The organism is Variovorax sp. UC122_21, from assembly GCF_044056785.1.
In the GTDB taxonomy this organism is placed as follows: Bacteria; Pseudomonadota; Gammaproteobacteria; order Burkholderiales; family Burkholderiaceae_C; genus Variovorax.
Window position 1 is genome coordinate 3,795,201 of the sequence record NZ_CP172004.1, and the last position, 22,218, is coordinate 3,817,418.

The following is a 22,218-nucleotide window of genomic DNA, read 5'->3' on the forward strand; positions in this document are numbered from 1 at the left end:
AGGCCGCAACGCGGCCCCCGATCCTTCAGCGCTTCTGCGGCGGCAGGTCGGTGCAGGTGCCGTGCGCCACTTCCGCCGCCATGCCGATGCTCTCGCCCAGCGTCGGGTGCGGATGGATGGTCTTGCCGATGTCGATCTCGTCGGCGCCCATCTCGATGGCCAGCGCGATCTCGCCGATCATGTCGCCCGCATGGGTGCCCACGATGCCGCCGCCGAGGATGCGGTGCGTCTCGGCGTCGAACAGCAGCTTGGTGAAGCCCTCGTCGCGGCCGTTGGCGATCGCGCGGCCCGAGGCGGTCCACGGGAAATGGCCCTTCTTGACCTTGATGCCCTCGGACTTGGCCTGGTCCTCGGTCAGGCCCACCCACGCCACCTCGGGGTCGGTGTAGGCCACGCTCGGGATCACGCGGGCATTGAAGGCCGCGCTCGCCAGTTCCTTGTCGCCCTTGAGCTCGCCCGCGATCACCTCGGCCGCCACGTGCGCCTCGTGCACCGCCTTGTGGGCCAGCATCGGCTGGCCGACGATGTCGCCGATGGCGAAGATGTGCGGCACGTTGGTGCGCATCTGGATGTCGACCGGGATGAAGCCGCGATCGCCCACGGCCACGCCGGCCTTCTCGGCACCGATCTTCTTGCCGTTGGGGCTGCGGCCCACGGCCTGCAGCACCAGGTCGTAGACCTGCGGTTCCTTGGGCGCGTTCTCGCCCTCGAAGGTGACCTTGATGCCCTCCTTCGTCGCCTCGGCACCGACCGTTTTGGTCTTGAGCATGAGGTTGTCGAAGCGCGGCGCGTTCATCTTCTGCCAGACCTTCACCAGGTCGCGGTCGGCGCCCTGCATCAGGCCGTCGAGCATCTCGACCACGTCCAGGCGCGCGCCCAGCGAGGAATACACCGTGCCCATCTCGAGGCCGATGATGCCGCCGCCCAGGATCAGCATGCGCTTGGGATCGGTGCCGAGCTCGAGCGCGCCGGTGGAGTCGACCACGCGCGGGTCCTTCGGCATGAAGGGCAGGCTCACGGCCTGCGAACCGGCGGCGATGATGGCGCTGCGGAACTTCACGGTCTGCTTGCTGCCGGTGGTGTCCCAGCCGGTGCCCGAGGTCTCCTCGACCTCGATGTGATGCGGGTCGACGAAGTTGCCCACGCCGCGCAGCACCGTGACCTTGCGCATCTTGGCCATGGCCGTGAGGCCGCTCGTGAGCTTGCCCACCACCTTGTTCTTGTGGCCCAGCAGCTTGGCGCGGTCGACCGTGGGCGCGGCGAAGCTCACGCCGAGGTCGGCGAAGTGCTTGACCTCGTCCATCACCGAGGCCACGTGCAGCAGCGCCTTCGAGGGGATGCAGCCGACGTTGAGGCAGACGCCGCCGAGGGTGGCGTAGCGCTCGATCAGCACGACCTTCAGGCCGAGGTCGGCGGCGCGGAAGGCGGCCGAGTAGCCGCCGGGGCCGGCGCCCAGCACGATGACGTCGCATTCGACGTCGACCTTGCCGCCATAGTTCGAGGCCGCGGGCGCGGCGACCGGTGCGGGCGCGGCAGCCTTGGGCGCGGGCGCCGCGGCGGCAGGCGCCGGGGCGGCAGCGGCGGGCGCAGGCGCGGCGGCGGCATCCGCCTCCAGCGTCAGCACCACCGAGCCTTCCTTGACCTTGTCGCCCACCTTCACCGCCAGCGACTTCACCACGCCGGCCGCGGACGACGGGATCTCCATCGAGGCCTTGTCCGATTCGACCGTGATCAGCGATTGCTCGGCCTTCACCGTGTCGCCCACCTTCACCAGCACCTCGATCACCGCCACTTCGTCGAAGTCGCCGATGTCGGGCACCTTGATTTGTTGTTCGCTCATTTGGACACTTTCAGTTTGAGTGTGAGAGAGTCGACCGGTCCGGCCGAATTGCGATCGAATTCGCAGGCGGCGGCGATCCCCGCCTCCGCCACGTCGCGCGCCGAGCGCGACTTCTGGTCGTACACCGCATGCATGGCGCCGAGCGCGAAGCTGCGTCCCGAGCCGATGCTCCAGAACTGCTTGAACTCGAACACCTCGCGGTAGCTGTAGATGCCGTAGATCCCGCTCGCGTTGGCCAGCAGCATCGTGAACTGGCTCGACTCGTAGGGCTCGTGGTCGTCTTCCTTGGTCTCCATGAAGAACGAGCTCTTGAGCACCGGATGCAGCATCGTGAAGGTGCGGAACACCTCGTGCTTGCTGCCGAACAGCAGCGACTCGCGCGGCTGCGCGGCCAGCGCATGCTGCAGCACCAGGAAGTGCGCCGCGGCGCCGGCCATCGCGAACAGGCTGTGGCCGGCGGCGTCCTCGATCGAGAAGATCTTCTGGTTCGCCTCCTGCCGGTGCGTGAGCCGCGTGTCCCCGAAGGTCACGAGCGCGTCGGCCGCCATGGCGACCTGGCCGTTCTTGCGGACGGCCACGACCGTGGTCATGGGGCCTCGCGCCGGTTCGCCAGGGGCGCCGAGGCCGCCGAAGCAGCCTGGGCGCTCATAGCAGCACGCGGCGGAAGTCGGCGAGCACCTGGCCCAGGTAGGCGTTGAAACGCGCCGCCGAGGCACCGTCGATCACGCGGTGGTCGTACGACAGCGACAGCGGCAGCGTCAGGCGCGGCACGAACTGCTTGCCGTCCCACACCGGCTTCATCGCGCTCTTCGAGAGGCCGAGGATGGCCACTTCGGGAGCGTTGATGATCGGCGTGAAGTGCGTGCCGCCGATGCCGCCGAGCGAGCTGATCGAGAAGCAGCCGCCCTGCATGTCGGCCGCGCCGAGCTTGCCGTCGCGCGCCTTCTTGGCGAGCTCGCCCATCTCCTGGCTGATCTGCAGGATGCCCTTCTTGTCGGCATCGCGCAGCACCGGCACCACGAGGCCGTTGGGCGTGTCGGCCGCGAAGCCGATGTGGAAGTACTGCTTGTAGACCAGCGTGTCGCCGTCGAGGCTGGTGTTGAACTCGGGGAACTTCTTGAGCGCCGAGACCACCGCCTTGATCACGAAGGCCAGCATCGTGACCTTCACGCCCGACTTCTCGTTCTCCTTGTTGGTGGCAACGCGGAAGGCCTCGAGCTCGGTGATGTCGGCATCGTCGTTGTTCGTGACGTGCGGGATCATCACCCAGTTGCGGTGCAGGTTCGCGCCGCTGATCTTCTTGATGCGCGACAGGTCCTTGCGCTCGACCGTGCCGAACTTCGTGAAGTCGACCTTCGGCCAGGGCAAGAGACCCAGCGCGGCGCCGTCGGCACCGCCACCGCCCGCGGGCTTGGCCGCGGCGGACGCCTTGGTGGTGGCCTGGCCGCTCATCACGGCCTTGGTGAAGCCCTGGACGTCTTCCTGCGTGATGCGGCCCTTGGGACCGGAACCCTTGACCTCCTCGAGCGGCACGCCGAGCTCGCGCGCGAACTTGCGCACCGAGGGCGAGGCATGCGGCAGGCCGGCCGACGGGCTCTTGGTGGGATCGTGCGGCGCGGCGGCTGCCGGCGCGGGAGCGGCCGCAGCCGGAGCCGGCGCGGAGGCCGAAGCCGTGGCGGGCGCGGCGGCGGCCGCAGCCGCGGGAGCCGGCGCCGGTGCGGGCGCGGCGCCTGCAGCGGGGGCGGCGCCTTCGATCACCGCGATCAGGTCGCCGATGTTGACGACGTCGCCGACCTTGACCTTGAGTTCCTTGAGCGTGCCGGCGGCCGACGACGGGATCTCCATCGAGGCCTTGTCCGATTCGACCGTGATCAGCGACTGCTCGACCTTGATGGTGTCGCCGGGCTTGACCAGCACTTCGATCACCGCGACGTCCTTGAAGTCGCCGATGTCGGGCACCTTCACGTCGACCGGGCCCGCGGCGGCGGCCGGTGCCGCAGCCGGGGCGGCCGCGGGAGCGGGTGCCGCGGCGGCCGGCGCCGGAGCACTGGCTGCGGGTGCGGCCGCGGGTGCCGGCGCGGCGGCCTGCCCGGCCCCTTCGGCCTCGAGCACCAGCACCACCGAACCTTGCTTCACCTTGCTGCCGACCTCGACCTTGAGTTCCTTGACCACGCCGGCGGACGACGACGGAATCTCCATCGAGGCCTTGTCCGACTCCACGGTGATGAGCGACTGCTCGGGCTTGACCGTGTCGCCCACTTTCACCAGCACCTCGATCACAGCGACTTCATCGAAATCGCCGATGTCGGGTACCTTGACTTCCACTGCTGCCATATCGTTTGTCTCCCGCCGGAAGGCGCGTCCTGGTTATGGGGAATCGTGATTACGCGTAGAGCGGGTTCACCTTGTCGGCATTGATGCCGTACTTCTTGATCGCCTCGGCCACCTTGGCGGCCGGCAGCACGCCGTCCTCGGCCAGGGCCTTGAGCGCGGCGACGACGATGTAGTGGCGGTTGACCTCGAAGTGCTCGCGCAGCTTGCTGCGGAAGTCGCTGCGGCCGAAGCCGTCGGTGCCCAGCACCTTGTAGTTGCGGCCCTTGGGGATGAAGGGGCGGATCTGCTCGGCGTAGGCCTTCATGTAGTCGGTCGACGCGACCACCGGGCCCGTGCTGCCGCCGAGCTGCTGCGCCACGAAGGGCACGCGCGCTTCCTCGGTCGGGTGCAGCAGGTTCCAGCGGTCGGCGTCCTGGCCGTCGCGCGTCAGCTCGTTGAAGCTCGGGCAGCTCCAGACGCCGGCGCTCACGCCCCAGTCCTTCTCGAGCAGTTCCTGCGCCGCGAAGCTCTCGCGCAGGATGGTGCCGGAGCCCAGCAGTTGCACCGTGGGGGCTTCCTTGCCCTTGGCGGCCTTGACCGCCGGCGCCTGCCGGCACAGGTACATGCCCTTGATGATCTGTTCCTCGGTGCCGGGCTGCAGGCCGGGCATCGGGTAGTTCTCGTTGAGCAGAGTGATGTAGTAGTAGACGTTGTCCTGCTTCTCGACCATGCGCTTCAAGCCATGGTGCAGGATCACGCCGACTTCGTGCGCGAAGGTCGGGTCGTAGCTGACGCAGTTCGGGATGGTGTTGGCCAGGATGTGGCTGTGGCCGTCCTCGTGCTGCAGGCCTTCGCCGTTCAGCGTGGTGCGCCCCGAGGTGCCGCCGAGCAGGAAGCCGCGCGCCTGCATGTCGCCGGCCGCCCAGGCCAGGTCTCCGATGCGCTGGAAGCCGAACATCGAGTAGTACACGTAGAACGGCACCATGATGCGGTTGTTCGTGCTGTACGACGTGGCCGCCGCGATCCAGCTCGACATGCCGCCGGCCTCGTTGATGCCTTCCTGCAGGATCTGGCCGGCCTTGTCTTCCTTGTAGTACATGACCTGGTCCTTGTCGACCGGGGTGTACTGCTGACCGTGCGGGTTGTAGATGCCGACCTGGCGGAACAGGCCTTCCATGCCGAAGGTGCGCGCCTCGTCCACGAGGATCGGCACCACGCGCGGGCCCAGGGCCTGGTCGCGCAGCAGCTGCGTGAGGAAGCGCACGTAGGCCTGCGTGGTCGAGATCTCGCGGCCTTCGGCCGTAGGCTCGAGCACCGCCTTGAAGGTCTCGAGCGCGGGTACGGTGAAGCTCTCCTCGGCCTTCACGCGGCGGTGCGGCAGGTAGCCCCCCAGCGCCTTGCGGCGCTCGTGCAGGTACTTCATTTCCGGCGTGTCGTCGGCCGGCTTGTAGAACGGCAGCTCGGCGATCTGGCTGTCGGGGATCGGGATGTTGAAGCGATCGCGGAAGGCGCGGATGTCGTCGTCGTTGAGCTTCTTGGTCTGGTGGACCGTGTTCTTGCCCTCGCCGATCTTGCCCATGCCGAAGCCCTTGACGGTCTTGACGAGCAGCACGGTGGGCTGGCCCTGGTGGTTCTGCGCCGCGTGGAAGGCCGCGTAGACCTTCTGCGAGTCGTGGCCGCCGCGCTGCAGGTTCCAGACCTCGTCGTCGCTCAGGTGCTCGACCATCTTCAGGGTGCGCGGATCGCGGCCGAAGAAGTTCTTGCGCACGTAGGCGCCGTCGTTGGCCTTGAACGACTGGTAGTCGCCGTCGTTGCACTCCATCATGATCTTGCGCAGCGCGCCGTCATGGTCCTTCTCGAGCAGCGCGTCCCAGCCCTTGCCCCAGATCAGCTTGACCACGTTCCAGTTGGCGCCGCGGAACTCGCCCTCGAGCTCCTGGATGATCTTGCCGTTGCCGCGCACCGGGCCGTCGAGGCGCTGCAGGTTGCAGTTGATGACGAAGATCAGGTTGTCGAGGTTCTCGCGCGCCGCCAGGCCGATGGCGCCCAGCGATTCGACCTCGTCCATCTCGCCGTCGCCGCAGAACACCCAAACCTTGCGGTTCTCGGTGTTGGCGATGCCGCGGGCATGCAGGTACTTGAGGAAGCGCGCCTGGTAGATCGCCATCAGCGGGCCCAGGCCCATCGAGACCGTCGGGAACTGCCAGAACTCGGGCATCAGCTTGGGATGCGGATAGCTCGACAGGCCCTTGCCGTCGACTTCCTGGCGGAAGTTGAGCAGCTGCTCCTCGGTCAGGCGGCCTTCGAGGTAGGCGCGGGCGTAGATGCCGGGCGAGACGTGGCCCTGGATGTAGAGCAGGTCGCCGCCGTGGTTCTCGCTCTCGGCGTGCCAGAAGTGGTTGAAGCCGGCGCCGAACATGCTGGCCAGCGAGGCGAAGGAGCCGATGTGGCCGCCGAGGTCGCCGCCTTCGGGCGGGTGGTGGCGGTTGGCCTTGACCACCATCGCCATCGCGTTCCAGCGCATGTAGGCGCGCAGGCGCTGTTCGATCTCGAGGTTGCCGGGGCTGCGCGCTTCCTGCGAGGGTTCGATGGTGTTGACGTAGCCCGTGTTGGCCGAGAACGGCATGTCGACCGTGTTCTGGCGGGCGTGCTCCAGGAGCTGTTCGAGCAGGAAGTGCGCACGCTCGGGGCCCTCGCTCTGGATCACGGCGGACAAGGCGTCCATCCACTCGCGCGTTTCCTGGGAATCCGCGTCGTTCGCGGCCGGGCCGAAGTGCTTCTCGGGATTTGCCGACATGCTTGTCTCTCCTTTTGGGGCTGTGGGCGTAATTTAGGCGCTCTGCGTGTGAGCGCGCGGAGTGTCGCACAGAAATACTGCGATTTCAAATAGTGCGTATAGATTTCTTAATGTGACATTTTGACGATTTTCAACTGCCCCTAGACCGTGCCGGGACCAGTGCCACCGTCGATAACCCGGGCCTTGGGAAGCTCGCCACCTAATAAACTCCCCCAATGCCTTTTTCCTCTCCGCTGGCCGTGGCCCGCAGTGCCGTCAACGCCTCGCCGCTGTCGTGGTGGCGCCGCTGGTGGCGCCGCCAGACCCCGGTGCTGCAGGACGCCGTCGCGATGCTGGCCCCGATGGCCGCCGTGCTGCTGTTCCTCGCGGCGATCGTCACCGCCTTCTGGTATCTGCGCACCGAGGAGGTCGAGCGCGAGCAGGAGTCGGTGCGCCGCGACGTCGAGTACGCCCAGCAGCGCATGCGGCTGCGGCTGCTGGAGCGCCAGGAGCAGCTGATGCGCATCGCGCGCGATGCCTCCAACCGCGAGATCGACCCGATCGAGTTCACCAGCCGCGCCGAATCGCTGGTGAGCCAGTTCCCCGAGCTGCAGACCATCACCTGGATCGACGACCGCCGCCGCTTCAAGGCCGGCTATGCCGCGCCCCAGCGTGCATCCCGCGCAGCAGCACCTGATCGGCGACGTGCTGCGCCCCGGCGACATCGAGAGCAACTACGCGCTGGCGCGCGAGCTGCGCCAGCCGGTGTTCTCCCAGCCCGCGGCCGGCGGCGATCCGCCGGCCATGCTGCAGCTGCACATCCCGCTGTTCGACCAGGGCCTGTTCGCGGGCGTGGTGCTCGGCGAGTTCTCGGTCGACGGCCTGCTGCGCTACGGCATGCCGTCCGAGGTGCAGGCGCGCTATGCGGTGTCGCTGCTCGACGCCAAGGGCAAGGTGATCGCGGGCAACACCGCCAACCTGCGCGAGACCGGCGCGCGCCTCTTGCCCTGGAGCGAACGCACCAACGAATACGAAGTGCCCGTCTCGCCCGTGGGCAACGCGCTGGTGCTGCGCGCCCAGGCCTACCGCACCTCGCAGGGCGTGGTCGGCAACGGGCTGTTCTGGCTGGTCTGCGCGCTCAGCGTGCTCACCAGCTGGATGCTGATCGGCACCTGGCGCCACACGCGCCGCAGGCTGCAGGCGCAGCAGCGGCTGGTGGCCGAGACCAACTTCCGCCGCGCGATGGAGAACTCGATGCTGACCGGCATGCGGGTGCTCGACCTGCAGGGCCGCATCACCTACGTCAATGCCGCCTTCTGCGCGATGACCGGCTGGGCCGAAGAGGAGCTGGTCGGCCAGACGCCGCCCTTCCCCTACTGGCTCGAATCCGACCGCGAGGTCATGAACGAGCGGCTCGAGGAGGAACTGCACGGCCGCGCCCTGCCCGGCGGCTTCCAGGTGCGGGTGAAGCGCAAGAACGGCAGTGTGTTCGACGCGCGGCTGTACGTGTCGCCGCTGATCGACGCGCGCGGCCACCAGACCGGCTGGATGACCTCGATGACCGACATCACCGAGCCCACGCGCATCCGCGAGCAGCTGTCGGCTTCCTACGAGCGCTTCACCACCGTGCTCGAGGCGCTCGATGCCGCGGTGTCGGTGGCGCCGATCGGCAGCGAGGAGCTGCTGTTCGCCAACAAGCTCTACCGCCTGTGGTTCGGCTCCGACACCGTCGGCCACCTGGGCATGGTGGCGCAGGCCGGCGTGCCGGCCTCGAACGCGCACGACGAAGGCCTGGACGACGTCGACCCCTACGCCGGCCTGCCGATCGACACGCTGACCGCCGCGCAGGCGGCCAACAACGAGATCTTCGTGCCCGAGCTCGGCAAGTGGCTCGAGGTGCGCTCGCGCTACCTGACCTGGGTCGACGGCCGCCTGGCGCAGCTGGTGATCGCCACCGACATCACGCCGCGCCGCGATGCCGAGGAACAGGCGGCCGCGCAGGCCGACCGCGCGCAATCGGCGAGCCGGCTCATCACCATGGGCGAGATGGCCTCGAGCGTGGCGCACGAGCTGAACCAGCCGCTGACGGCGATCAGCAACTACTGCAACGGGATGATGTCGCGCATCAAGAGCCAGTCGATCGACAACGACGCGCTGCTGGCCGCGCTCGAGAAGACCTCGAAGCAGGCCCAGCGCGCGGGCCAGATCATCCAGCGCATCCGTTCCTTCGTGAAGCGCAGCGAACCCAACCGCACGCCGGCCGACGTGGCGACCATGGTCAGCGAGGCGGTCGAGCTGGCCGGCATCGAGCTGCGCCGGCGCAACGTGCGCCTGAACCACTACGTGGCGGCGCGGCTGCCGATGGTGCGCGTCGACCCGATCCTGATTGAGCAGGTGATGGTCAACCTGCTGAAGAACGCGGCCGAGTCGATCGACCTCGCCGAGCGCCCGCTGGCGCGGCGCAGCGTCGAACTGCGCGTGCTGCCGAAGGTGATCGAGGGCCACAACGCGATCGAGTTCTCGGTGCAGGACACCGGCAAGGGCCTCGCGCCCGAGGTCATGGACCGGCTCTACGAGGCCTTCTTCTCGACCAAGCCCGAGGGCATGGGCATCGGGCTGAACCTGTGCCGCACCATCGTCGAGTCGCACCGCGGCCGGATGCAGGCGGAGAACATCTACAATGGCCCGGATGTGATCGGATGCCGTTTCTCCTTCTGGATTCCGGTGTTGGACGCTATCAGTTCCCTAGCAAGTGACGAGGTAAAGGTACCTGCATGAGTTTGATTCCGAAAAAGGGCACTGTGTATGTCGTCGATGACGACGAAGCGGTACGCGATTCGCTCCAATGGCTGCTCGAAGGCAAGGACTACCGGGTCCGCTGTTTCGATTCCGCCGAGTCCTTCCTCTCCCGCTACGACCCCCGCGAGGTGGCCTGCCTGATCGTCGACATCCGCATGGGTGGCATGACGGGTCTGGAGCTGCAGGACCGGTTGATAGAGCGCCGCTCGCCGCTGCCGATCGTGGTCATCACCGGCCACGGAGACGTGCCGATGGCCGTCGACAGCATGAAGAAGGGCGCGATGGATTTCATCCAGAAGCCCTTCAACGACGAGGAACTCGTCGCGCTGGTCGAGCGCATGCTCGAACACGCGCGCGGCGCCTTCACGCAGCACCAGCAGTCGGCCAGCCGCGATGCGCTGCTGTCCAAGCTCACGGGCCGCGAGGCGCAGGTGCTCGAGCGCATCGTCGCCGGCCGCCTCAACAAGCAGATCGCCGACGACCTCGGCATCAGCATCAAGACCGTCGAGGCGCATCGCGCCAACATCATGGAGAAGCTCAACGCCAACACCGTGGCCGATCTGCTGAAGATCGCGCTCGGACAGGCGGCGCCCGCTGCCAAGGCCTAGAAGCCAGCTATCTGCCTGATAGCGATGCATGACCCCCACGCCTGCGCAAGCGGGCGTTTTTACTTGGAAAATCGAAACCGATGACCGCCCAACTGATCGACGGCAACGCCCTCGCCAAAACCATCCGCGCCGAAGTCGCCGGCCGCACCGCGGCGCTCAAGGCCCGCGGCGTGAACCCGGCCCTTTTCCATCATCCTCGTGGGCGAGGACCCGGCCAGCCAGGTCTATACCAAGCACAAGGTCAACGACAGCACGCAGACCGGCCTCTCGGCCACGCTCGAGACCTATCCGGCCGACCTCAGCGAGGCCGACCTGCTCGCGCGCATCCGCGTGCTCAACGACGACCCGGCGGTGCACGGCATCCTGGTGCAGCTGCCGCTGCCCAAGCACATGGACAGCCAGAAGGTCATCGAGACCATCTCGCCCGCGAAGGACGTCGACGGCTTCCACGTCGCCAGCGCCGGCGCGCTGATGACCGGCGCGCCGGGCTTCTGGCCCTGCACGCCCTTCGGCTGCATGAAGATGCTCGAATCGATCGGCTACGACCTGCGCGGCAAGCACGCGGTGGTGATCGGCCGCAGCAACATCGTCGGCAAGCCGATGGCCATGATGCTGCTGGCCAAGAGCGCCACCGTGACCATCTGCCACAGCGCCACGCAGGACCTGGGCGCCATCACGCGCCAGGCCGACGTGATCGTCGCGGCCGTCGGCAAGCTCAACCTCCTCACGGCCGACATGGTCAAGCCCGGCGCGGTGGTCATCGACGTCGGCATGAACCGCAAGGCCGACGGCAAGCTCGCGGGCGACGTCGACTTCGACGGCGTGAAGGAAGTCGCCGGCTGGATCACCCCGGTGCCCGGCGGCGTCGGCCCGATGACGCGCGCCATGCTGCTCGCCAACACCCTTGAAGCGGCCGAACGCGCCGCCAAGTGAACACCATGGCCACCTCGAACAACCCCCTCCTCGATTTCACCGACCTCCCGCTGTTCGACCGCATCCGGCCCGAACACGTTGCCCCCGCGGTCGACGTGCTGCTCGCCGAAGCCGAGACCGCGCTGCAGACGGTGACGGCACCCGACTTCCCCGCCAGCTGGAGCGCGATCTCCAAGGTGCTCGACGTGGCCTCGGAACGCTTCAGCCGCGCCTGGAGCGCGGTCGGCCATCTCAATGCCGTGGCCGACACGCCCGAGCTGCGCGCCGCCTACAACGAGGCGATGCCGCGCGTCACCGCGTTCTGGACCCGCCTGGGCTCCGACGAGCGCCTGTACGCGAAGTACAAGGCGATCGACGTCGCCACGCTCGATACCGAGCAGCGCCAGGCGCATCGCAACGCGGTGCGCAACTTCGTGCTCGGCGGGGCCGAACTGCAGGGCGAGGCCAAGCAGCGCTTCGCCGAGATCCAGGAACGCCAGGCGGAACTGAGCCAGAAGTTCAGCGAGAACGCGCTCGACGCGACCGATGCCTTCGCCTACTACGCGCAGTTCGGCGAGCTCGAGGGCGTGCCGGAAGACGTGGTCAATGCCGCGCGCGCCGCGGCCGAAGCCGAGGCCAAGGACGGCTACAAGCTCACGCTCAAGATGCCCTGCTACCTGCCGGTGATGCAGTTCGCCAAGAGCAGCGCGCTGCGCGAGACGCTCTACCGCGCCTACGTCACGCGCGCCAGCGAACTCGGCGACCCGGCCTTCGACAACACGGCGCTGATCGGCGAGATCCTCGCGCTGCGCGAGGAAGAGGCCAAGCTGCTGGGCTACCGCAACTTCGGCGAGCTCTCGGTGGTGCCGAAGATGGCCGAGTCGCCCGAGCAGGTGGTGAAGTTCCTGCGCGACCTCGCGGCCAAGGCCCGCCCCTACGGCGAGCGCGACCTCGCCGACCTGCGCGCCTTCGCATCCACGCAACTGGGCCTGGCCGATCCGCAGCCCTGGGACTGGAGCTACATCGGCGAGAAGCTCAAGGAAGCGCGCTATGCCTTCAGCGAGCAGGAGGTCAAGCAGTACTTCCCGGCGCCCAAGGTGATGGCGGGGCTGTTCAAGATCGTCGAAACGCTGTTCGAGGTCTCGATCCGCCGCGACAGCGCGCCGACCTGGCATCCGAGCGTCGAGTTCTACCGCATCGAGCGCGCCGGCCAGAAGGTCGGCCAGTTCTACCTCGACCCCTCCGCGCGCGCCGCCAAGCGCGGCGGCGCCTGGATGGACGACGTGCGCGCCCGCTGGCCGCGGCCCGACGACGGCCGGCTGCAGACGCCGATCGCGCAACTGGTCTGCAATTTCGCCGAGGGCGTGGGCGGCAAGCCGCCGCTGCTCACGCACGACGACGTGACCACCCTGTTCCACGAATTCGGCCACGGCCTGCACCACATGCTCACGCAGGTGAACGAGCGCGACGTGTCGGGCATCAGCGGCGTCGAATGGGATGCGGTCGAGTTGCCGAGCCAGTTCATGGAGAACTTCTGCTGGGAGTGGACGTGCTGAGCCACATGACGGCCCACGTCGACACCGGCGCGCCGCTTCCGCGCGCGCTGTTCGACAAGATGACCGCCGCCAAGAACTTCCAGAGCGGGCTGCAGACGCTGCGCCAGATCGAGTTCTCGCTGTTCGACATGCTGCTGCACACCGAGTACCACGCCGCGGCCGCCAAGCCCGGCGACGTGCTCGCGCTGCTGGCCCAGGTGCGCGCCGAGGTGGCCGTGATGCCCTCGCCGCCCTTCAGCCGCACGCCGAACACCTTCAGCCACATCTTCTCGGGCGGCTATGCGGCCGGCTACTACAGCTACAAGTGGGCCGAGGTGCTGAGCGCCGACGCCTACGCGGCCTTCGAGGAAACCGTGGGCGCCAACGGCGAGCCGAGCATCGAGACCGGCCGCAAGTACCGCCAGGCCATCCTCGAGGCCGGCGGCAGCCGCAGCGCGATGGAGTCGTTCAAGGCCTTCCGCGGCCGCGAACCCCAGCTTGATGCGCTGCTGCGACACCAGGGCATGGCCGAGCCGCAGCCGGCTTGATGCGGCGCGCTGAAGCTTGAGATACTCGGGCCATGCGCCCGATTTACAAATTCTCACCAAGTCGCCTGACCGGTTTCGTCCTCCTGCTCGCCGTCGCGGGCGCGATGGCGCAACCGGTCTACCGGCAGGTCGACAAGAACGGCCGGGTCACCTTCTCGGACCGCGCCCCCACCGCCAGTACCGAACCCGCCGCCAATGCGCAGCCGACGCCCGCCACGGGCGCCAACGCGGGCCTGCCCTACGAGCTGCGCCAGATCGCGCAGCGCTATCCCGTCACGCTCTACAGCGGCGACGAATGCGGCCCCTGCTCGATGGCGCGCACGCTGCTCGTCACACGCGGCATCCCGTTCCAGGAACGCACGGTGAACAGCAACCAAGACGTGGAGGCACTGCAGAAACTCAGCGGCCAGAACTCGCTGCCGCTGTTGACCATCGGCGCGCAGCAGTTGCCCGGCTTCTCCGACACGCAGTGGGGGCAGTACCTCGACGCGGCCGGCTATCCCCGTAGCAACGGCCTGCCGAGCGGCTACCGCCATCCGCCGGCGCAGCCGATGGTCGCGCAGGTCACGCGCGCACCGGCGCCCGCACCCACCGCCCCGCGCGCGGCGCGCCGACGAGCAGCCGCTGCCCGCGGCACCGCCGAGCGGCCCGACGCCGGAAAACCCGGCCGGCATCAAGTTCTGATCAGGCGAAGTCCAGCGTGCGCACGCCTTCGGGCGTGCCCAGCAGGCATACGTTCGCCTTCTGGTGCGCGAACACGCCCACGGTGACCACGCCGGGCCACTGGCTCACCTCGGATTCGAAGGCCAGCGGATCGGCGATCTTCAGACCCGTCACGTCGACGATGTGCTGGCCGTTGTCGGTGACCAGCGGCAGGCCGTCCTTCTCGCGCACCTGGGCCAGGCCGCCCAGCGCCGCGAACTGCCGCATCACGCGGCGCGCCGCCATCGGGATCACCTCGACCGGCAGCGGGAAGGCACCGAGCGTGTCGACCAGCTTCGAGGCATCGGCGATGCAGACGAAGCGGCGCGACTGGGCCGCGACGATCTTCTCGCGCGTGAGCGCGGCACCGCCGCCCTTGACCATGAAGCCGCGGTGATCGATTTCGTCGGCGCCATCGATGTAGACCCCCAGCTCCTCGACCTCGTTGCTGTCGAACACCGGGATGCCCAGCGCCTGCAGGCGCTCGGTGGAGGCGACCGAGCTCGAGACCGCGCCGCGGATCTGGTCCTTGATCGTGGCCAGCGCGTCGATGAACTTGTTGACCGTCGAGCCGGTGCCCACGCCCACGATCTCGCCCTTCACCACGTAGGCCAGGGCGGCGCGGCCCACCTGGGCCTTGAGTTCGTCCTGGGAGATGGGGGTGGCTGCGGCGGAAGAAGAAGGAAGGGGTGCGGTCATCGCGGAGAATCCTGGGCTCATTGAAGCCCCGAATTATCCGACGATGTCCCTGCTGCCCTCCTCGCTCTACGGCCTGGCCCGCCCCTTCCTGTTCGGTTTCGACCCGGAGCATGCCCATGAACTGACGCTCGACGGGCTCGCGCGCACGCAGAACACGCCGCTGGCCTGCGCCTATGCGGCGCCGCGCGTCGACGATCCCGTCACCCTGGCCGGCCTGCGCTTCCCGAACCGTGTCGGCCTCGCCGCCGGTCTCGACAAGAACGCGCGCTGCATCGATGCCTTCGCCACCATGGGCTTCGGCTTCGTCGAGGTCGGCACCGTCACGCCCAAGGGCCAGCCCGGCAATCCGCGCCCGCGCATCTTTCGCCTGCCCGAGCGCCAGGCGCTGATCAACCGGCTCGGCTTCAGACAACGATGGACTCGACGCCTTCCTGGCCAACGTGCAGAAGGCGCGCTTCCGCCGCAACGCAGCCAGCGCCAAGGCGCCGATGCTGCTGGGCCTGAACATCGGCAAGAACGCCGCCACGCCGATCGAGCGCGCGATGGACGACTACATCGCCTGCCTCGATGGCGTGTACCCGCATGCCGACTACGTGACGATCAACATCTCGAGCCCCAACACCGCCAACCTGCGCAGCCTGCAGAGCGACGAGGCGCTCGACGCGCTGCTCGGCGCCGTGGCCGAGCGGCGCGAGACGCTGGCGCGCCAGCCCCTCGGTGGCGCGCCGCGCCGCGTGCCGCTGTTCGTGAAGATCGCGCCCGACCTCGACGAGGCGCAGGTGGCGGTGATCGCCGCCACGCTGCGCCGCCATGGCATGGACGGCGTGATCGCCACCAACACCACGCTGGCGCGCGACGCGGTCGAGGGGCTGCGGCATGCGAAGGAAGCCGGCGGCCTGTCGGGCGCGCCGGTGCGCGAATCGAGCAACCGCGTGATCGCCCAACTGCGCGCCGCCTTGGGCAAGGACTTCCCGATCGTCGGCGTGGGCGGCATCCTCGGTGCGGCCGACGCCAGGGCCAAGATCGCGGCGGGCGCGGACGTGGTGCAAATCTACACCGGCCTGATCTACCGCGGCCCGGCGCTGGTCCATGAAACGGCACAGGCGCTGCAGCGGGATCGCGGCAACGCCTGAGCTTTTTCAGTGGGAAGGCGGGCGAGCGCGGCTCGCCGGCCGTTTCAGCGCATGCGCCAGAGGATCGGCGCGACGAAGGTCGCCCAGCGCAGCAGGCGCTTCGGGCGAACCACCACCAGCGCCGCAGCAACGGCAACGCCCGTGGCCACCGGATGCTCGCGCGCGATGCGCAACGCCGTGGCGGTAGGCGTTTCGTCGGGCGGCGGCGGTGCCGGCCGCTCCTCGTCTGGCGCGGCGGCGGTGCCGCCACCCTGCAAGGTCGCGATGCGCAGGCGCTGGCGCTCGATGCGCTCGATCAGTTCCTCGCGCGTGGCCGGACGGCGCGGCGCCGCCTCGTCCTCTTCGCCGGCCTCGTCGCCAAGCCCCGAAGCGCTCCTGCACCCAGGTCCAGTCGCGCGCCAGTTCCTCGCGGGTCGGCGTGAAGCTGTTCGAGGCACCGCGCAGCTGGGTCCACAGGCCCCAGGCGGCCGCGAGCCACAGCACGATCCAGAGCGCGGCCACCGACCAGGCGGCGGTGGTGCGCTGCGGTGTGTCCCAGAAATGGACCACGACGGCCACCGACAGCAGCGCGACGGCGATCGTCGTCAGGCCCAAGAGCACGATCGCGAGGACCAGCACCAGCTTGAGCCGTTGCTTCTCCTCCTCCCAGGCCATGCGCAGCAGCTGCACACGGTCTTCGGCGGCCATCGCGCCTTCGGCCGCGGCAATGCGCAGCCGGCGCAGGCGCCGGTCCAATCCGAGGAGAGAGAGCAACCTCACCGGCGGCCCTCCGCGGTCATGGCTCGATCAGCGGCGACCAAGCAGCAGGCCCACCAGCACACCGACGGCCAGCGCGCCAGCGGCGATCTGCCAGGGTTCGTCGTGGGCATAGGCGTTGGTGGCCGAGGCGGCTTCGCGAGCCTTCTTGGCGGCGAGGCGGCTCTTCTCGGCGGCGAGCTCGCGAGCGATCGCGAGCTTGGTGTCGATGCGCTGGCGCAGCGCCTTGATGTGGGGAACCGAATCCAGGTCCTTGCTGGCGAGCACGCCACGCACGTCGCTCGCGATGTCCTCGGCTGCCGCCTCGAGATTCTTGGATGCACTCATTGGAAACCTTCCTCCGTGATGACACCGGCAACGCGCCGGCGGCTTCACGCCTACAAATGGCGTGCTGTCATGTTACAGGCTCCATTGCCCACGGAGGACCGCATCCACAAAGAGTTCTGCAAGAGATCGTTCGCGATCGGCTCGGAACTCAGTTCCTCTGTCGCGAGCAGGTCCGCCACGTGGCGGCCGATCGCGAGGCTGCTCGTGAGCCCCGGCGACTCGATGCCGAACAGGTTGACCAGGCCTCGCACGCCATGCGCGCTCGGTCCGTCGATGCGGAAGTCGGCCGCGGGATCGCCGGGGCCCGAGATCTTTCGGCCGCATGCCCGCGTAGCCCGGGATCAGCGCGCCATCGGGCAGCGCGGGCCAGTACTTGCGCACCTCGGCATAGAAGGCCTCGCCGCGCGCGGGGTCCACCACCAGGTCGTCGGGCGAATTCACCCATTGCACGTCGGGTCCGAACTTGGCCTGCCCGCCGAGGTCGATCGTCAGGTGCACGCCGAGGCCGCCGGGCTCGGGCACCGGATAGACCAGCCGACCGAAGGGTGCGCGGCCCGACAGGGTGAAGTAGTTGCCCTTCGCGAACCAGGCAGTGGGCACGGCCTCAGTAGCGAGTCCTCCGAAGTGGCGTGCCAGATCGGGCGCGCTCGACCCGGCCGCGTTGACCACGCTGCGGCAGCGCAACCGCGTGCCGTCCTGCGCGGTCAGCACGATGCCGCCCGCTTCCAGGTCGGCGCGCGTCACGGCCGACTTCAAAGCCAGCATGCCGCCGGCGTTCTCGAGATCGCCGAGCAGGCTCAGCATCAGCGCATGGCTGTCGACGATGCCGGTGCTCGGCGAAACCAGCGCGGCCATGCAGCGCAGTTGCGGTTCGAGCGCGACGGCCTGCGCGGCCGAGATCGTTTCGAGGTCGTCGACGCCGTTGGCCGCGGCCTTGAGACGGATCGCCTCGAGCTGCACCACCTGCTCGGCGGAAGTCGCGACGATCAATTTGCCGCAGCGCCGGTGCGGCACGCCGCGCGCCTCGGCATACGCGTAGAGCAATTGCTTGCCTTCGACACAGAGCTTCGCTTTCAACGAGCCTTGCGGGTAGTAGATCCCCGCATGGATGACTTCGCTGTTGCGCGAACTCGTGCCGGTGCCGATGGCGCCTTCGGCCTCGAGCACCATCACTTCACGGCCCGCGAGCGCGAGTGCGCGCGCCACGGCCAGACCCACCACACCACCGCCGATGACGGCGCAATCGAGATCGTCCATGCGGCGAGCTTAGCGCGAGCGCCGCGCCCGTGAAGATCAGGTCGCAGTCGGTGGCGGCTCGGGATCGGTGGGCTCGTCGGCGCCTTGTTCGGCCCCTCGTCGGGCTCCACGGGCAGGCCCGGCGTGGGCGTGATCGGTGTCGGAAGATCGGGTGCGGTCGCCATGATCTGTTCTCCTGGGTTGAAGTCGTGCCTCGGTTCTAGGCGCGAAGGCCCGCACCACCAGCAGCACACGACGGCACCTGTCGTCGGCGCGCACCGACACGCGAACGGCAATGCCGTCGGGCCGATGCACCGACGGAGAAGAAAAAATGGAACCTGGAAATTGGTGGGCGGTGGAGGCTTCGAACCTCCGACCCCAGCAGTGTGAATGCTGTGCTCTACCCCTGAGCTAACCGCCCCTGACGCCTCTGCCCGATCTCTTCGATGGGCTTCAGCGCCTGGATGAATCGCGTTCTGCGAAGCCTTAGATTATGCCACAGCTTTTCAAGCGTTTTGGCGAAAGAGCGTGCGACCGTTGCTCGATTTGTCGAGTTGGGACAACACGGCGTCGTGCTCGGCGAGTTCGTGCTCGGTCGCGACCAGCACCGGCAGCTCGATGCGGCTCAAGTCGATGGCGATCACCGTGGTACCGACTTCGGGCTCGGCGGTGGCCACGTCGATCAACAGCGCGTCCTGGCCGCGCGTGAGATTGATGTAGACGTCGGCCAGCAACTGGGCGTCGAGCTTGGCGCCGTGGAAGGTCCGGTTCGAGCGGTCGACACCGAAGCGGTCGCACAGCGCGTCGAGCGAGTTGCGCTTGCCCGGGTACACCTGCTTGGCCATGGCCAGCGTGTCGGTCACCTCGCTCACGAAGGTCTTGAGCGGCGGCAGGCCGGCGCGCTCGAATTCCTTGTTGAGGAAGCCCACGTCGAAGGCCGCGTTGTGGATGATCAGTTCGGCGCCGCGCAGGTACTCGACGATGTCATTGGCCAGGGTGGCGAACTTCGGCTTGTCGCGCAGGAAGTCGGTCGTCAGGCCGTGCACCTTGAGCGCATCCTCGTGGCTCTCGCGCTCGGGGTTGAAGTAGATGTGCAGGTCGTTGCCGGTGAGCTTGCGGTTGAACAGCTCCACGCAACCGAGCTCGATGACACGGTCGCCGTTCTCGGCCGACAGACCGGTGGTTTCCGTATCGAGAACGATCAGACGACTCATCAGTGGTTTTCCTTCGCGTGGTTGATCGAGTACTTCGGAATCTCGATCGTCACATTCTCCTGCGCCAGGATCGCCTGGCAACTCAGGCGCGATTGCGGCTCCAGGCCCCAGGCGCGGTCGAGCAGGTCTTCCTCGCCCTCCTCGGCCTCGTTGAGTGAACCGCCGCCCACGCGCACGATCACGTGGCAGGTGGTGCAGGCGCAGCTCATCTCGCAGGCGTGCTCGATGTTGATGTCGTTGTCGAGCAGGGCTTCGCAGATCGAGGTGCCCGCGGGCGCGGTGATCTCGGCGCCCTGCGGGCAGTATTCGGGATGCGGATAAATCTTGATCGTGGGCATGCAGCGCCTGCGTTGTCGTTCTGTGCGGTGTTCTGTCTTAGAGCGATTCGACCTTGCGCCCCGAGAGCGCGCGGGCGATGCCGGCATTCATGCGCTGCGCGGCGAAGGGTTCGGTGATCTCGGCCAGCGCCTTGGTCGCGGCCTCGATCGCGGCCGCGTCGCTGCCCTGGGCACCCAGGCGCAGCGCGTCCATCGACGCATCGATGGCCGCGCGCTCCTCGGCGTCGAGCAGGTCGCCGTCGGCATCGAGCGCGCTCTTCGTCGCGAGCAGCATGCGCTCGGCATCGACGCGGGCCTCGACCAGCGCGCGCGCCTGCATGTCCTGCTGCGCCGTCGAGAAGCTCTCCTGCAGCATGGTTGCGATCTGGTCGTCCGAAAGTCCGTAGGAAGGCTTGACGGTGACGCTGGCTTCCACGCCGCTGGCCTGCTCCTTGGCGCTCACGCTCAGCAGGCCGTCGGCATCGACCGTGAAGGTCACGCGGATGCGCGCGGCGCCTGCGGTCATCGGCGGAATGCCGCGCAAGGTGAAGCGCGCGAGGCTGCGGCAATCGGCCACCAGGTCGCGCTCGCCCTGCACCACGTGCAGCGCCAGCGCGGTCTGGCCGTCCTGGTAGGTGGTGAAGTCCTGCGCCATCGCGGTCGGGATGGTCTGGTTGCGCGGCACGATGCGCTCGACCAGCCCGCCCATGGTCTCGAGGCCCAGCGACAGCGGAATCACGTCGAGCAGCAGCAGTTCGCCCGCGCCGTTGTTGCCGGCCAGCTGATTCGCCTGGATCGCGGCGCCGAGCGCGACGACCTCGTCGGGGTTCAGGTTGACCAGCGGCTCGCGGCCGAAGAATTCGGCAACCGCCTCGCGGACCTGCGGCATGCGCGTCGATCCGCCCACCAGCACGATGCCCTGCAGGTCGTCGGCCTTGAGCCTGGCATCGCGCAGCGCCTTGCGCACGGCGGCCAGGGTGCGGTCGGTGAGCGCCTTGGTCGCCGCGTCGAACTGCGCGCGCTGCAGAGCGAAGCGAATCGGCTGGCCGCCCACGTCGGCGGCGAAGGTCACGGTGTCGGCATCGGTCAGCGCTTCCTTGGCGGCACGCGCCGCCACGAGCACCGCAGCCTTGTCGGTTTCGCTCGCGGTGTGAACACCGCTTTGCGCCAGCACGAAATCGGCCAGCGCATGGTCGTAGTCGTCGCCGCCGAGCGCCGAGTCGCCGCCGGTCGCGATGACCTCGAACACGCCCTGCGTGAGCCGCAGGATGGAGATGTCGAAGGTGCCGCCGCCGAGGTCGTAGACCGCGTAGACGCCCTCGCTCGCGTTGTCGAGGCCGTAGGCGATGGCGGCCGCGGTGGGCTCGCTGATCAGCCGCAGCACGTTGAGGCCGGCCAGCTGCGCCGCGTCCTTCGTGGCCTGGCGCTGGCCCTCGTCGAAGTAGGCCGGCACGGTGATGACCGCGCCGTAGAGCTCGTCGTCGAAGGTGTCCTCGGCGCGGTAGCGCAGCGTCGCGAGGATCTCGGCGCTGATCTCGACCGGCGACTTGTCGCCCGCTGCGGTGTGCACCTGCACCATGCCGCCGTCGCCACCGCCGATGGCATAGGACATCGCTTCGCGGTGGGTCACGTCGGCCAGCCCGCGGCCCATGAGCCGCTTGACCGAGGTGATGGTGTTCGAGGGGTCCTGTGCGCGCGCGGCGACCGCGTCGAAACCGATCTGGCGGCGCTCCTTGTCGAGGTAGCGCACCACCGAGGGCAGCAGCACGCGGCCCTGGTCGTCGGGCAGGCATTCGGCCACGCCGTTGCGCACCGAGGCCACCAGCGAATGCGTGGTGCCGAGGTCGATGCCGACGGCGATGCGGCGCTGATGCGGATCCGGGGCCTGGCCGGGTTCGGAAATCTGAAGAAGAGCCATAGGGCTTTATTGTCCCAACTGATCCGATTTGGCTTCGACGTCGTGGCCGAAGCGCTCAATGAACATGAGGGCTCTCACCTGCTGCGCAGCGGCGGGGTAATCGCCCTTCTCGTCGATCAGCCAGTCGAGCGACGAGAGCGCGCGGGCACGGCCCGCGTCGACCTCGGCTTGCAGCTTGTCGAGCGCGGCGATGTCCTCGACCTCGTCGAGCGCCTCGCGCCACTCCATCTGCTGCATCAGGAAGTCGGACGGCATCGCCGTGTTGTTCTCGGCATTGACCGGAGCGCCGTGCAGCTCGCAGAGGTAGCTCGCGCGCCGCACCGGATCCTTGAGCCGCTGGTAGCGCCTCGTTGATGCGCACCGACCATTGCATGGCCACGCGCTGCGCCGCCGCGCCCTGCGCGGCGAAGCGGTCGGGATGGGCTTCGCGCTGCAGCTCTTTCCAGCGCGCGTCCAGCGCCGCGCGGTCCTGCGCGAAAGTCGCGGGGACGGCGAACAGCTCGAAGTCGGTGTCGTTCAGGTTCATGGCAAGAAAAAACCGCCAGCACATGACATGGTGGCGGCTGTTGTCGCGGTCAGCGACTG

Annotated in this window: 13 protein-coding genes, 2 tRNA genes and 6 pseudogenes; 7 read left to right on the forward strand and 14 right to left on the reverse strand. The window is 68.2% G+C overall.

The genetic code is table 11. From position 1 onward, the window contains the following. Nucleotides 1-25: 25 nt before the first annotated feature. The 4 genes from lpdA to aceE are packed head-to-tail and all read right to left on the reverse strand — an operon-like array spanning nucleotide 26 to nucleotide 6,950. Nucleotides 26-1,840 (reverse strand): dihydrolipoyl dehydrogenase, encoded by a 1,815-nt coding sequence (gene lpdA, locus ACHMXE_RS30365; RefSeq protein WP_395347832.1) that lies wholly within the window; start codon nucleotides 1,838-1,840, stop codon nucleotides 26-28. Next, nucleotides 1,837-2,430, reverse strand: coding sequence for an MFS transporter (locus ACHMXE_RS30370; protein WP_057593671.1), 594 nt, complete (start codon nucleotides 2,428-2,430; stop codon nucleotides 1,837-1,839). Before ACHMXE_RS30370 ends, lpdA begins: the two co-directional genes overlap by 4 nt. Nucleotides 2,431-2,485: 55 nt before the next feature. Further along, nucleotides 2,486-4,174 carry a dihydrolipoyllysine-residue acetyltransferase gene (gene aceF, locus ACHMXE_RS30375; RefSeq protein ID WP_395347833.1) on the reverse strand — a complete coding sequence of 563 codons (1,689 nt, stop codon included), beginning with the start codon at nucleotides 4,172-4,174 and terminating at the stop codon, nucleotides 2,486-2,488. A 49-nt stretch (nucleotides 4,175-4,223) separates the two neighbouring features. After that, nucleotides 4,224-6,950: a pyruvate dehydrogenase (acetyl-transferring), homodimeric type gene (gene aceE, locus ACHMXE_RS30380; RefSeq protein WP_395347835.1), complete on the reverse strand. Its 2,727-nt coding sequence runs from the start codon at nucleotides 6,948-6,950 to the stop codon at nucleotides 4,224-4,226. 215 nt (nucleotides 6,951-7,165) lie between these two features. Between aceE and ACHMXE_RS30385 the strand changes: the two are divergent. The 5 genes and pseudogenes from ACHMXE_RS30385 (at nucleotide 7,166) to ACHMXE_RS30405 (ending at nucleotide 14,101) form a co-directional block, all read left to right on the forward strand. Then, nucleotides 7,166-9,707 (forward strand): annotated as a pseudogene (locus tag ACHMXE_RS30385) (PAS domain S-box protein). Beyond that, nucleotides 9,704-10,336 (forward strand): response regulator transcription factor, encoded by a 633-nt coding sequence (locus ACHMXE_RS30390; RefSeq protein ID WP_057593667.1) that lies wholly within the window; start codon nucleotides 9,704-9,706, stop codon nucleotides 10,334-10,336. The pseudogene ACHMXE_RS30385 and the gene ACHMXE_RS30390 overlap by 4 nt, the downstream one beginning before the upstream one ends. A gap of 80 nt (nucleotides 10,337-10,416) precedes the next feature. After that, nucleotides 10,417-11,269 (forward strand): annotated as a pseudogene (folD, locus tag ACHMXE_RS30395) (bifunctional methylenetetrahydrofolate dehydrogenase/methenyltetrahydrofolate cyclohydrolase FolD). A gap of 5 nt (nucleotides 11,270-11,274) precedes the next feature. Further along, nucleotides 11,275-13,331 (forward strand): annotated as a pseudogene (locus ACHMXE_RS30400) (M3 family metallopeptidase). A 104-nt stretch (nucleotides 13,332-13,435) separates the two neighbouring features. Continuing rightward, a complete protein-coding gene (locus tag ACHMXE_RS30405; RefSeq protein WP_395347836.1) occupies nucleotides 13,436-14,101 on the forward strand; it encodes a glutaredoxin domain-containing protein in 666 nt (221 codons plus the stop codon). Here ACHMXE_RS30405 and rpiA read toward each other — a convergent pair. Then, nucleotides 14,016-14,732 carry a ribose-5-phosphate isomerase RpiA gene (rpiA, locus tag ACHMXE_RS30410; RefSeq protein WP_395347837.1) on the reverse strand — a complete coding sequence of 239 codons (717 nt, stop codon included), beginning with the start codon at nucleotides 14,730-14,732 and terminating at the stop codon, nucleotides 14,016-14,018. The genes ACHMXE_RS30405 and rpiA overlap by 86 nt on opposite strands. 43 nt (nucleotides 14,733-14,775) lie before the next feature. Here rpiA and ACHMXE_RS30415 point away from each other — a divergent pair. Further along, nucleotides 14,776-15,865 (forward strand): annotated as a pseudogene (locus ACHMXE_RS30415) (quinone-dependent dihydroorotate dehydrogenase). A 6-nt stretch (nucleotides 15,866-15,871) separates the two neighbouring features. On the opposite strand, the gene ACHMXE_RS30420 reads toward ACHMXE_RS30415, so the two are convergent. From ACHMXE_RS30420 to ACHMXE_RS30430, 3 genes are all read right to left on the reverse strand, one after another. Continuing rightward, nucleotides 15,872-16,624, reverse strand: coding sequence for a phage holin family protein (locus ACHMXE_RS30420; protein WP_395347838.1), 753 nt, complete (start codon nucleotides 16,622-16,624; stop codon nucleotides 15,872-15,874). Nucleotides 16,625-16,651: 27 nt separating this feature from the next. Then, nucleotides 16,652-16,948 (reverse strand): DUF883 family protein, encoded by a 297-nt coding sequence (locus ACHMXE_RS30425; protein ID WP_057593661.1) that lies wholly within the window; start codon nucleotides 16,946-16,948, stop codon nucleotides 16,652-16,654. Between the two features lie 72 nt (nucleotides 16,949-17,020). Then, the gene (locus ACHMXE_RS30430) at nucleotides 17,021-17,803 is read right to left on the reverse strand and encodes an NAD(P)/FAD-dependent oxidoreductase (protein ID WP_395347839.1); all 783 of its coding nucleotides are present in this window, start codon (nucleotides 17,801-17,803) and stop codon (nucleotides 17,021-17,023) included. Here ACHMXE_RS30430 and ACHMXE_RS30435 point away from each other — a divergent pair. Continuing rightward, nucleotides 17,796-17,910, forward strand: a tRNA-OTHER gene (locus tag ACHMXE_RS30435). The two genes, ACHMXE_RS30430 and ACHMXE_RS30435, sit on opposite strands and share 8 nt — an antisense overlap. Before the next feature lie 211 nt (nucleotides 17,911-18,121). On the opposite strand, the pseudogene ACHMXE_RS30440 reads toward ACHMXE_RS30435, so the two are convergent. From ACHMXE_RS30440 to hscB, 6 genes and pseudogenes are all read right to left on the reverse strand, one after another. Further along, nucleotides 18,122-18,205 (reverse strand): annotated as a pseudogene (locus ACHMXE_RS30440) (hypothetical protein); the annotation flags it as partial. A gap of 325 nt (nucleotides 18,206-18,530) precedes the next feature. Then, nucleotides 18,531-18,605 (reverse strand) — tRNA-Val (locus ACHMXE_RS30445). Between the two features lie 85 nt (nucleotides 18,606-18,690). Then, complete coding sequence (dnaQ, locus tag ACHMXE_RS30450; protein WP_203205519.1) at nucleotides 18,691-19,398, reverse strand: DNA polymerase III subunit epsilon; 708 nt, start codon at nucleotides 19,396-19,398, stop codon at nucleotides 18,691-18,693. After that, entirely contained in the window at nucleotides 19,398-19,736 is a 339-nt protein-coding gene (fdx, locus tag ACHMXE_RS30455) for an ISC system 2Fe-2S type ferredoxin (RefSeq protein ID WP_093342663.1), read from the reverse strand. The genes dnaQ and fdx overlap by 1 nt, the downstream gene beginning before the upstream one ends. A 37-nt stretch (nucleotides 19,737-19,773) precedes the next feature. Further along, the gene (hscA, locus tag ACHMXE_RS30460) at nucleotides 19,774-21,633 is read right to left on the reverse strand and encodes a Fe-S protein assembly chaperone HscA (RefSeq protein WP_395347841.1); all 1,860 of its coding nucleotides are present in this window, start codon (nucleotides 21,631-21,633) and stop codon (nucleotides 19,774-19,776) included. Nucleotides 21,634-21,639: 6 nt separating this feature from the next. Further along, a pseudogene (gene hscB / locus ACHMXE_RS30465) lies at nucleotides 21,640-22,159 on the reverse strand (Fe-S protein assembly co-chaperone HscB). Nucleotides 22,160-22,218: the final 59 nt, after the last annotated feature.